This is a genomic window from Streptomyces sp. SID14478 (assembly GCF_010548525.1).
Taxonomy (GTDB): domain Bacteria; phylum Actinomycetota; class Actinomycetes; order Streptomycetales; family Streptomycetaceae; genus Streptomyces.
On the sequence record NZ_JAAGMG010000257.1, the window covers coordinates 1 to 10512 of the forward strand.

Annotated in this window: 13 protein-coding genes and 1 pseudogene; 10 read left to right on the forward strand and 4 right to left on the reverse strand. The window is 71.5% G+C overall.

Annotated elements, in window-relative coordinates:
- Together G3I40_RS09080 and G3I40_RS09085 are read left to right on the forward strand one after the other, a co-directional pair.
- Nucleotides 1–478 (forward strand): phosphodiester glycosidase family protein (locus G3I40_RS09080; protein ID WP_164301644.1); only part of this gene is annotated, 478 nt, incomplete at its 5' end.
- Nucleotides 479–501: 23 nt separating this feature from the next.
- Entirely contained in the window at nt 502–1497 is a 996-nt protein-coding gene (locus G3I40_RS09085; RefSeq protein ID WP_164301645.1) for an alpha/beta hydrolase family protein, read from the forward strand.
- A gap of 89 nt (nt 1498–1586) precedes the next feature.
- On the opposite strand, the pseudogene G3I40_RS09090 reads toward G3I40_RS09085, so the two are convergent.
- A pseudogene (locus tag G3I40_RS09090) lies at nt 1587–1961 on the reverse strand (AfsR/SARP family transcriptional regulator); the annotation flags it as partial.
- Between the two features lie 103 nt (nt 1962–2064).
- Here G3I40_RS09090 and G3I40_RS09095 point away from each other — a divergent pair.
- From G3I40_RS09095 to G3I40_RS09105, 3 genes are all read left to right on the forward strand, one after another.
- Nucleotides 2065–2202, forward strand: coding sequence for a hypothetical protein (locus G3I40_RS09095; RefSeq protein ID WP_164301646.1), 138 nt, complete (start codon nt 2065–2067; stop codon nt 2200–2202).
- Nucleotides 2203–2248: 46 nt separating this feature from the next.
- Nucleotides 2249–2410, forward strand: coding sequence for a hypothetical protein (locus tag G3I40_RS09100; RefSeq protein WP_164301647.1), 162 nt, complete (start codon nt 2249–2251; stop codon nt 2408–2410).
- A 132-nt stretch (nt 2411–2542) separates the two neighbouring features.
- Nucleotides 2543–3262: a heparin lyase I family protein gene (locus G3I40_RS09105; protein WP_164301648.1), complete on the forward strand. Its 720-nt coding sequence runs from the start codon at nt 2543–2545 to the stop codon at nt 3260–3262.
- 19 nt (nt 3263–3281) lie between these two features.
- On the opposite strand, the gene G3I40_RS09110 is transcribed toward G3I40_RS09105, so the two are convergent.
- The gene (locus G3I40_RS09110) at nt 3282–4457 is read right to left on the reverse strand and encodes an epoxide hydrolase family protein (protein WP_164301649.1); all 1176 of its coding nucleotides are present in this window, start codon (nt 4455–4457) and stop codon (nt 3282–3284) included.
- 82 nt (nt 4458–4539) lie between these two features.
- On the opposite strand from G3I40_RS09110, the gene G3I40_RS09115 reads away from it, so the two are divergent.
- The 3 genes from G3I40_RS09115 (at nt 4540) to G3I40_RS09125 (ending at nt 7329) form a co-directional block, all read left to right on the forward strand.
- On the forward strand, nt 4540–5106 hold the full coding sequence (locus G3I40_RS09115) for a CGNR zinc finger domain-containing protein (protein ID WP_164301650.1): 567 nt from the start codon (nt 4540–4542) through the stop codon (nt 5104–5106).
- A 298-nt stretch (nt 5107–5404) separates the two neighbouring features.
- Nucleotides 5405–5794, forward strand: coding sequence for an ester cyclase (locus tag G3I40_RS09120; protein WP_164301651.1), 390 nt, complete (start codon nt 5405–5407; stop codon nt 5792–5794).
- Between the two features lie 134 nt (nt 5795–5928).
- Complete coding sequence (locus G3I40_RS09125; protein WP_164301652.1) at nt 5929–7329, forward strand: DEAD/DEAH box helicase; 1401 nt, start codon at nt 5929–5931, stop codon at nt 7327–7329.
- A 236-nt stretch (nt 7330–7565) separates the two neighbouring features.
- On the opposite strand, the gene G3I40_RS09130 is transcribed toward G3I40_RS09125, so the two are convergent.
- Nucleotides 7566–8129: a TetR/AcrR family transcriptional regulator gene (locus G3I40_RS09130; protein ID WP_164301654.1), complete on the reverse strand. Its 564-nt coding sequence runs from the start codon at nt 8127–8129 to the stop codon at nt 7566–7568.
- A 129-nt stretch (nt 8130–8258) separates the two neighbouring features.
- Here G3I40_RS09130 and G3I40_RS09135 point away from each other — a divergent pair, with 129 nt between their 5' ends.
- Nucleotides 8259–8945, forward strand: coding sequence for an SDR family oxidoreductase (locus tag G3I40_RS09135; protein WP_164301656.1), 687 nt, complete (start codon nt 8259–8261; stop codon nt 8943–8945).
- A gap of 33 nt (nt 8946–8978) precedes the next feature.
- Here G3I40_RS09135 and G3I40_RS09140 read toward each other — a convergent pair whose 3' ends face one another.
- Nucleotides 8979–9671: a TetR/AcrR family transcriptional regulator gene (locus G3I40_RS09140; protein ID WP_164301657.1), complete on the reverse strand. Its 693-nt coding sequence runs from the start codon at nt 9669–9671 to the stop codon at nt 8979–8981.
- A 170-nt stretch (nt 9672–9841) separates the two neighbouring features.
- Here G3I40_RS09140 and G3I40_RS09145 point away from each other — a divergent pair, with 170 nt between their 5' ends.
- The gene (locus G3I40_RS09145; RefSeq protein ID WP_164301658.1) at nt 9842–10447 is read left to right on the forward strand and encodes an SRPBCC family protein; all 606 of its coding nucleotides are present in this window, start codon (nt 9842–9844) and stop codon (nt 10445–10447) included.
- Nucleotides 10448–10512: the final 65 nt, after the last annotated feature.

A 10512-nucleotide genomic window follows, 5' to 3' on the forward strand; every position in this document is an offset into this window, starting at 1 on the left:
CCTCGCCGCCGTCGCGAAGCCCGGCCGGCACCTGCGGACGCGGACCGCCCTGCGCGACTCCGACGGCCGCGCGGTCGCGACGCCCCGCGGCACGAGCATCCTCAACGGCGGCCCCGAACTGGTCCGCGACGGACGACTGCACGTGACCCCCGCGGCCGACGGCATGGTGCAGCCAGGCAACCCAAGCTTCTCTTACGGCTGGGTGCACAAACGCAATCCGCGCACCCTGGCCGGCGTGGACGCCGCCGGACGGACCGTCCTCGTCGCCGCCGACGGGCGCAGCACCGGTGCGCTCGGCCTGAGCATCCCGGAGAGCGCCGCGGTCGCGAAGTCGCTGGGCCTGCGCGACGCCATGAACCTCGACGGCGGCGGCTCCACGACGATGGTCACCGGCACGGACGTGATCAACTATCCGTCCGACGCTACCGGTGAACGCCCGGTCGGAGACGCCCTGTTGGTGCTCCCCGACCGCCACTGACCCCACCGACGGGAGCCGCCACCATGACCGCCGCCCCGCACACGCTCCGCCGAACACGCCGCGCCAGATGCCTCCTTCTCGTCCTGGCCGCACTGCTGCTCACCCTTGCTCCCCGACCGGCGTCCGCCCTGGCGGCACATCGGGGCGCCGAGGTCGTCGCGCGCACCCAGGTCGCCGAGCGCCAGGTCGACCTGTCCGTACGTTCCGCGAGTCTCGGCGGCAGGACGGTGAAGGTCCGGCTGCTCACCCCCGACGGCTGGAACCCCGAGGACCGACGTCGGCACTGGCCGACGCTGTGGCTCCTGCACGGCTGCTGCGGGGACTACACGTCGTGGACGAGCATGACCGACATCGCGCGGATCGACGACCTGCGTGACGTCCTCGTGGTCATGCCGGAGGCCGGCTGGAACGGCTGGTACAGCGACTGGTGGAACCACGGGCAGGGCGGCGATCCCGCCTGGGAGACCTTCCACACCCGGGAGTTGGCCCCGCTGCTCGAACGCGACTGGGGAGCGGGCAGCCGTCGCGTGGTGGCGGGCCTGTCGATGGGCGGCCAGGGAGCGCTCATGTACGCGGCCCGGCACCCCGGCATGTTCCGCGCGGCGGCGGCGTACTCCGGCTCCGTGCACCCGCTCCTCGACGACGCGTCGGCCGAGCGCATCCTGGGCTTCTTCGGCGGCCAGGGCGACGACCCGCTCAGGGTCTGGGGCGACCCCGTCGCCCAGCGCGCCATCTGGAAGGCCCACGACCCGTACCACCTCGCCCGGCGCCTCACGTCCCTTCCCCTGTACCTCTCCTGCGGCGACGGCGCCACCGGCCCCCTGGACCCGCCGGGCACCACGAGCGACCTCGAAGCGGACTTCAACCGGCAGAACCACGCACTCGCCACTGCGCTCCACCGGCTCGGCGCCCGCCATCTGAGCACGCACTTCTACGGCCCGGGAACCCACGGATGGGCGTACTGGCAAAGGGAGTTGCACGCGTCGCTGCCGATGCTGCTGCACGGTCTGGGGCGCTGAGCGGGCCCTGGCCACCACCAGGGGCCGAGGGCGCACTCGCCCCGGGGCCGTCCCGCCGGCCGGCCCCGCGGTACGGCCGGCCCCTAGCTTGCGAGCCCGGCCCCGGCCGCGGCCAGCGATCCCACGTGGTCACCCGCCCGGGCCCGCTCCGTGCTCACGGCCGCGTGCAGCAGCAGGGCGCAGGCGTCGACCCGGTCCTCGGGCAGGGCGAGCCGGTATCCGGTGGGCGTACTGGCGATGAGGTCGGCGCCCAACTGGGCCCGCGCCCGGGAGACCAGGACCTGCAGCGCCTTTCCGGGCCGCTCGGGCAGCGCGTCCGGCCACAGCCCCTCGACCAGCCGCTCGGTGCTGCAGCCCGCGCGCAGTTCTCCCGCGAGCAGCGCGAGCAGGCCGCGCAGTCGGGGCGCGGTGACCTCCCGCCCGCGATGGGCGACACGCGGCAACACGGTCAGGTCGATGGTCACCCGTGCAGGTTAGTGGAGGCGCCTGCTGCCCCCTCCCACGCATCACCGGCCCGTTCCGTCGGTCGTCCCGTGAGCAGCCGCCTCTTCCGCCGAGGAGAGCCGGATGAGCACCCCGGAGCCCCGGTTCCTCCCCTTCGACATGTACGGAACCACGGGGGCGCCGATCCGGCGGGGCGACGTCCCCGGCCACCTCGCGGGCGACGGCCCCGACCGCGAAGTCCGTCAGGCCGAGGCTGCGTGACTTCGTGCTCATGTACGCGCAGTTGGGCTGTGTACCACGGGAGACGATGCACATCTCGGCCGGCCCGCGCTACGACCTCCAGTCGGCCACCGACCTCGGCGTGCGGGACACGGTGTACCTCAATCGAGGCTTCGAGCCGTCGGCGCCCTTCCATCACGCGCACGAAGTGACGTCCCTCGACGGCGTGTTGGAGATTCTGGGCATCTGAGAAGAACCTCCACCTCACTGAACGATCGAATCGATCAATTCGGTAAGAACGATTGAGCGTTGCGACCGGTGCGGCTACAACAGTGCCCAACTCATCCGCCGTACCGCGTAGTTCGATCGAAGAGGTGACCGCATGCGCCGCCCCCCACTGCGTGCCTGGGCCTGCACCGCCGCCGCAGCCGCTTGTGTCAGTGTCCTGACGACATCCCCCGCCCAGGCCTCCGTGATCTGGGACGCCGACGCCTCCCAGGGCGTCGGTGTCTTCGTGACCACTCTGTGCGACAGCCCGGGGAGCGTGACCACGGGCGACTGGAACGACGGGCACGGACCCTTCTTCAAGTTCAACAAGCCGGTGGGAACGCCGCGTTGCGAAGCGCACAGCGTCCGTACCGGCGGTGGCGAATACTCCTTCAAGGACAACAGCACGTACTGGTTCGGCTGGGACTCCATGACGAAGACGGGCAATGCCCAGACCGTCTTCCAATGGAAGTCGAACGGGACGAATGACCAGAACAGCCAGAACTACCCGGTGCTGATGAAGGTCGAGGACGATCAGCTCAAGGCCTGGTACGTGGCGCCGGGCGAGACGTGGATCTCGATCGGGACGACACCCTGGACCGCGGGGGAGTGGCACTCCATCCAGCTCGGCATCACCACGGACGCGGGCGGCGGCGGAACACTCTCCGTCTACAAGGACGGCACGCAGTTCGCCTCCCGCACCGGTGCCCGCACCTGGGACGACCTGGGCAACAAGCCGCGCTGGGGCACGTACTTCGGCACCGACACCAGTACCGCCTCCATCAACTGGGTCGCGGGTCTGGCCATGGGCACCGCACGCGCCGACGTGGACTGAAAGAGCCGGCAGGCCGCCCTCACCGGGCGGCGGCCAGCACCGCCGCAAGGCCCTCTTGCACGTCCTTGACGAAGTACTCGGGAACCTCCAGGGACGGGAAATGTCCCCCGGTTTCCGGCGACCCCCACCGGACGATCTGCCGGTACCGCTCCTGCGCCCACGCGCGCGGGGTGCGTGCCTCGATGTCGCCGGGATACATGGTGATCGCCGACGGGACGTCGACCCGGAGTTCGGGGTCGAACGCGTCGCGGCTCTCGTAGTAGATGCGGGCCGCCGATGCGCCGGACCGCGTCAGCCAGTACAGGGTGATGTCGTCGAGGATCCGGTCCCTGGGGATCCTCTCGAACGGGCTGTCCTCGGTGTCCGACCACTCGGCGAACTTGTCGAGGATCCAGGCGAGAAGACCGACGGGCGAGTCGACGAGCGAGTAGCCGATGGTCTGCGGCCGCGTCGCCTGCTGCTGCGCGTAGGCCCTGTGGTGGAGCCAGAAATCGCGGGTCTCCTGCGTCCACCGGCGCTCGGTCGCCGTCAGCCCCTCCGTGGGCAGCCCGGCCGGCACCTCCGCGTACGTCGTGTGGATGCCGAGCACGTGCGCCGGGAACCTGCCGCCGAGGACCTTGGTGATGTTTCCTCCCCAGTCGCCGCCGTGGGCCAGGAACCTGCCGTAGCCGAGCCGTCCCATCAGCTCCACCCAGGCGGCGGCGATCCGTTCCGTCCCCCACCCGGTCGTGGCCGGCTTGTCGCTGTAGCCGAAGCCCGGCAGCGAAGGAACGACGACGTGGAACGCCGGTGCGCCCACATCCTTCGGATCCGTCAACTCGTCGACCACGTCGGTGAATTCGGCGATGCTGCCCGGCCAGCCGTGCGTCAGGACCAAAGGAGTGGCGTCCGCGCGCGGGGACCGGCGGTGCAGGAAGTGGATTCCCAGACCGTCGATGGTCGTACGGAACTGACCGATCCCGTCGAGCCGCGCTTCAAAGGAGCGCCAGTCGTACTCGGTGCGCCAGTAGCCGACGACGTCGACGAGGTCGGCGAGCGGAACGCCCTGTGCCCAACGGCCGGGTCCGGGCGCGCCGCGGGGGATCGTCTCGGCCTCCGGCAGCCGGGCCGCGGCCAGTCGCGCGCGCAGATCCTCCAGGTCGGCGTCGGTCGCGTGGGCTTCAAACGCGTGCACGTCGCTCGTCGGACGGGACATGAGACCTCCTGGCCCTAGTAGAACCGGCTAAGACGGTTCTACTACGCCTCTGCGTCGGGGTGCAACCGGCTAAGGTGGTTCCATGCGCACTGGGTTTCCCGACTTCCGTCTCGGCAGCGTGCTGGCGACCAGCTTCACGGGGACGCTGTCCGAGCGTCAGGGCGAGGCCGTGGAGCGCATCCCCGTGCCGCAGCGACTCGTCGACTGGCTCGGGGAGTACGGCCTCGTCGTGGACTCCTGCACCAGCGCCCAGCTCGCACTCGCCCGAAAACTGCGGGAGTCGATCCACGCCGCCGCGACGGCGGCCGCACTCCAGGACCCCCTGCCCGCGTCCGCCGTCCAGGTCATCAATGCCCGCAGCGCCCAGGGCCGGGCCGCGGCGGCTCTGACGCCGGCCGGTACGCGGGAATGGCGGCTCGGCCCGGCTTCCCGCGTGGAGGACGCCCTCGGTGTGATCGCCGCCGACGCGATCGGCATCCTCGCGGGCGAACGCGACGGAAAACTGGCCCTGTGCGCGTCACCGACCTGCCGGGCTGCCTTCTTCGACACCAGCCAGAGCCGCACCCGTAAGTGGTGCGACATGAACACGTGCGGGAACCGCCAGAAGAAGGCGCGCTTCCACGCCAACCAGCGCAAGAACCCCAACTGACTCGGGACCAAAGGTGCGGACGGACAGGACCTTCGCCGGCATCCGTCGCCTCCGCGGCCCCCTAACGTGGAGAGCGCGACAGGAAATCGCCGCACGCGTTGCGGTAGATCCTTCCGTACGATCACCGCCGCGTGATCGGCAAGAGAAAGTCTTACCAGCGCCGACGTGCCGTGCCCGGCCGTCCGTTCCCGCGCGTGGGCCACATCCAGCAACCCTGGTGTCCCGGTACGGCTTCTCTCCTCCTTCTCGCAAGGCTCCGTCTCCGGGACTCCTCCCCGTAGAGATCGGAGCCTTTTCCATGTCTGACATCGAGCGCAACAAGCAGATCGTCGTCGACTACTACCGGACCGCGTTCGGCGGCGACCCCCACAAGGCCGTGGCCGACCACTTCGGCGACCGCTACGTCCAGCACAATCCGGACGCCGCCGACGGGCCGGAGGCCTTCATCGGGTTCGTGCAGTGGCTGCGCGGCGAGTTCCCCGAGCTCCGACTGGACATCAAGCGGGTCATCGCCGAGGGCGACATGGTCGTCACCCACTCCCACCTGGACCTGGAGCCGGGCAACCCCGACAACCCCGGCCGCGCCCTCGCCGACTACTTCCGCCTGGAGGACAGCAAGGTCGTCGAGCACTGGGACGTCATCCAGGACGTGCCGGTGACGTCCGCCAACCCCAACAGCATGTTCTGAGGGCGCGGCGCCGGGGCGTGAGGCACCCGGGGGGAGACCTGCCCACGTGGTAATCTCACACGTTTGCACTGCCGGGGAGGACCGGGCCGCCGGACCGGCTCGCAGGCCCGCCGGCCCCCTGCGGAAGGCTCCCCATGAACCGCCCGGACCGCCCCGGCACCCCCCACGACGACCCCACCCCGGCGCTGCCCGCGGTCACGTCCTTCGCCGACCTGGACCTGCCGGCCGAGGTGCTGTCCGCGCTCGCCGAGCACGGCGTCCGCGACCCCTTCCCCATCCAGGCGGCCACGCTGCCGAACGCCCTGGCGGGCCGGGACGTCCTCGGGCGCGGGCGGACCGGTTCCGGCAAGACCCTCGCGTTCGGCCTGCCGCTGCTCGCGCGCACGGCCGGCCGACGGGCGACGGCCAAGCAGCCCCTCGCCCTGGTCCTGGTGCCCACCAGGGAACTGGCCCAGCAGGTCACCGAGGCGCTCACCCCCTACGCCGACGCGCTGCAGCTGCGGATGGCCACCGTCGTCGGCGGCATCTCGATCGGCCGGCAGATCGCCGCCCTGCGCGACGGCGCCGAGGTCGTCGTCGCCACCCCCGGCCGGCTGCACGACCTCATCGAGCGCAAGGCCTGCCGCCTCGACCGGGTGCGGATCACCGTGCTCGACGAGGCCGACCAGATGTGCGACATGGGCTTCCTGCCGCAGGTCACCGAGGCGCTCGACCAGGTGCCCGGCGACGGTCAGCGGATGCTGTTCTCGGCCACCCTGGACCGCGACGTCGACCACCTGGTCAGCAGCTACCTCCACGACCCGACCGTCCACGAGGTCGACCCGTCCGCGGGCGCCGTCACGACGATGGACCACCACGTCCTGATCGTCCACGGACCCGACCGCTACGCCGTCACCACCGAGATCGCCGCGCGTGACGGCCGCGTCCTGCTCTTCCTGGACACCAAGCACGGCGTGGACCAGCTCACCCGGCACCTGCGCGCCCACGGGGTGCACGCGGCCGCCCTGCACAGCGGCAAGTCCCAGCCGCAGCGCACCAAGACGCTCGCGCAGTTCAAGAACGGGCAGATCACCGCCCTGGTGGCGACCAACGTCGCGGCCCGCGGGCTGCACATCGACGACCTCGACCTCGTCGTGAACGTCGACCCGCCCGCCGATCCCAAGGACTACCTGCACCGCGCGGGCCGCACCGCCCGCGCCGGTGAGTCGGGCCGCGTCGTCACGCTCGTCCTGTCCGGCCAGCGCCGCGACATGAGCACGCTGCTCACCGAGGCCGGTGTCCGCTCGAAGACCACCAAGGTGCGCTCGGGCGAGGCGGAGCTGAGCCGCCTCACCGGCGCCCGGGCCCCCTCCGGCACGCCGCTCGACGGCCCCGCGGACGCGTCCCGGCCCAAGAACACCAACGCGCCCTTCCGGGGGCTCGGTACCAGCAAGGACACCACGCGCGGCACCACCGGCGGAAAGTCCCGCAAGTCCAGTGAGGCCCGCAAGCTCGCCGAGGCCCGCAGGGCGGCCCAGGTACGCCGAGGTCGCTGAACCCCCTTTGCTTTAGGGGTAGTTGTGTACGACCTGTCAACCGGCGACGGCGTGTCCAGCCGGATGCGTACCGCCGGTCGGGCGCCGGGCGCGGTCGGCCCGAGTGCTGGAGACGGACCGGCCGGTGGCAACCTCGTAGCGTCCGCGACGCAGTCCGCCCCGGCGCTCAGCCGTCGCCCTACGAGCCGGCCAACCGCGGCTCGTAGGCGTCCGGGTCCCGGCTCGTCCCCGCCCCGTCAGTCGTCCCCCGCGGTCAGCGCCGCGCGGGCTGCATCGAGGATCTCCTCGGAGAGCGGGGAGCCCTTGGTCGCCCGGGCCAGGACGAGCGCGCCGATCATGGTGCACAGCCGGGCCGTACCGTCCTCGTCCCCGGTGGCGAGCTGTCGCGCGAACTCGCGTACGCCCTCGGCGTAGACGCGGTGGGCCTGGGGGGCGCCGGGCTCGCGGGCCATGTCGACGGCGAGGGCGGCGACGGGGCAGCCGTCCGCCGGGTCGTCGCGGTGCTCGACCGAGAGATACGTGTCGATCAGCGCCTTCTGTGCGGCGCCGCGCCGTCCCGCGTGCTGGTCGAGGCCGTCGCGGTGGTGCCGCTCTAGTTCGTCGAACGCGTGGGCGGTGGCCTCGTCGACGAGCGCCTCCTTCGAGGCGAACTGCTTGTGGAAGCCGCCGTGGGTCAGGCCCGCCGCCTTCATGAGGTCGGCGACGCTGACGTGGGTTCCCTGTTCGCGGAAGAGCCGGGAGGCGGTCGCCACGACCCGGCGGCGGTTCTCCTGCGCCTGTGCCTGAGATACGCGGCCCATCGGCCACCTCCAATCGGATGACGAGTGGCATCTATTCTAGGGTACGCTTTAGATGTCAGACGACATCTAAAGTCGTTTAACGCTGTGCGGGCGAAGTCCGCCGCGTACACGCGAACGCTGGGAGTGGTCATGGAACTGAAGGAATCCGTCGCGGTCGTCACCGGAGCCAACCGGGGGCTCGGCCGGCATCTGGCCGCTCAGCTCGTCGAGCGCGGGGCCAAGGTGTACGCCGCGGCCCGCCGCCCCGAGACGGTGGACCTGCCGGGCGTCGTCCCGCTGCGCCTGGACGTGACGGACCCGGAGTCGATCCGTGCCGCGGCCCGCACGGCGTCCGATGCGACGCTGCTGGTGAACAACGCGGGCATCTCCACCGGCACGCGCTTGATCACGGGTGACCTGGACGGCGTGCGCCAGGAGGTGGAGACCAACTTCTTCGGTCCGCTCGCCGTCACCCGCGAGTTCGTCCCTGTCGTCGAGGCCAACGGCGGCGGCGCCGTGCTCAACGTCCTGTCCGTCCTGTCCTGGCTGCACCCCGCCGCCCTCGGGTCGTACGCGGCGGCCAAGGCCGCGGCATGGGCGCTGACCGACGCGGCCCGGGAGGAACTCGCGCCCCGCGGCATCGCCGTCGCCGCACTGCACGTCGGGTACATGGACACCGACATGGCCGCGCACATCCCGGCCGACCAGAAGTCCGACCCCGTAGAGGTCGCCGCCCGGGCCCTGGACGGTATCGAGGCGGGGCTGCCCGAGATCCTCGCCGACGAACTCACCCGGCAGGTGAAGCAGGGGCTGGCAGCCGCGCCGAGCGCGGTCTGAGGCGCGCCGCGGCGTCGCGCGGGCGAGGCGCCGTCAGCGTGCCAGCAGGTCGTGCAGTTCGGCCTCGAAGAGCTGCGCGGGATCGAGGCCCATCCCGTTGAAGTGGCCCGCGGCTTCGAGGGACAGGGCGCCGTGCAGCCGGGTCCACAGGGAGAGGGCCCGGTGCAGGGCCGCCGGCGGGGCGGGGTGGTCGCCCGCCCATTGCCGGTGGTCCGCCAGGTGGGCGTCGAACGCCGACGGGGGAGCGTGGTCGGGCAGCGCCGCGCAGGCGTCCAGCAGGACGCCCATGATCTCGGAGGCGATGACGGTGATGTCCTCGGGCGCGTGATAGCCCGGGACGGGCGTGCCGTAGATGAGGAAGTAGCGGTGGGGGTCCGCCAGGGCCCAGTCGCGCAGGGCGTGCGCCAGCGCGGCGAGTCGCGCGCCGGGGTCCGCGTCCTCGGTGTCTGCGGCGTCCTCGGACGCCCCGAACGTGTCGGCGGCCGCATGGATGGTGTCGGCCAGGCTCTGGTAGGCGTCCCTGATCAGCTCGGTGATCAGCTCGTCGCGGCCGGCGAAGTACCGGTAGAGCGCGGGTCCGCTCATGCCCATCTGCTTGGCGATCGCGTTGAGGGACAGCGCGGAGGTCCCCGCCGTGGCGATCTGCTCCCACGCGTGTTCCTTGACCTCCGTGCGCACCTGGGCGCGGTAGCGCTCGCGCGGGGTCGTCGTGTCCGTCTTCGCCACCGGCCTGCCGCCTCTCCGTCGGGGTCGGCGCTGCCGCCGTCGTCCGTGAGTTAGAGGCTATCACGAAGGTTATTGACGGTTCCGACGGTGAAGTGTTAGAACTTCTAGCGAACGCGAAACTGCTTCATTCGCCGCGACCACGCGACAAGACCACGCGACAGGGGAACGTCATGACCAGCAGTCGCCGCAGTACCCGCGCCCGTGCCACCCTCTTGACCGTCCCGCTCGTCCTCGGTGTCCTCGGAGCCGCAGGGCCCGCCGCTGCCGCCGACCATGGCGGATCTCTCACCTGCCGGGGCGCGGGCGTCGACCCCGACGCCCGCGTTCGGTACCGCACCCAGACCGTGATCCACGCACCCCTGCGCACCGTCTGGAAACTGCAGACCGACGTGGCGCGCTGGCCGTCCTGGCAGGCCCCCGTCACGAGCGCCGAGCGCCTCGATCACGGCCCGCTGCGCGCCGGGTCGGCGTTCCGGTGGACGACCCCGGTGCCCCCCAACCCCGCGACTCCCGCCACCAGTCTGTCGATCACCTCCACCGTCGGACAGGTCAAGCACGACTCCTGCCTGCGCTGGACCGGTCCCGCGGACGGGGAGGGGCTGCACATCGACGGCGTCCACGTCTGGAACTTCAGCAAGGTCAAGGGCGGCGTCCTGGTGCGCACCGAGGAGACGCACACGGGGCCTCAGGTCGACGCAGACGTGCCCGCCGCGACCCGGATCCTCGCCGACGGCCTCGAAGGATGGCTGGCCGACCTGAAGGCCGCCGCCGAGTGACAGCGGCCACCCGGCGGCGTCGTCGCGGGCCGTCCGTCCGGCACGGAGCTACTGTCCTCGCCATG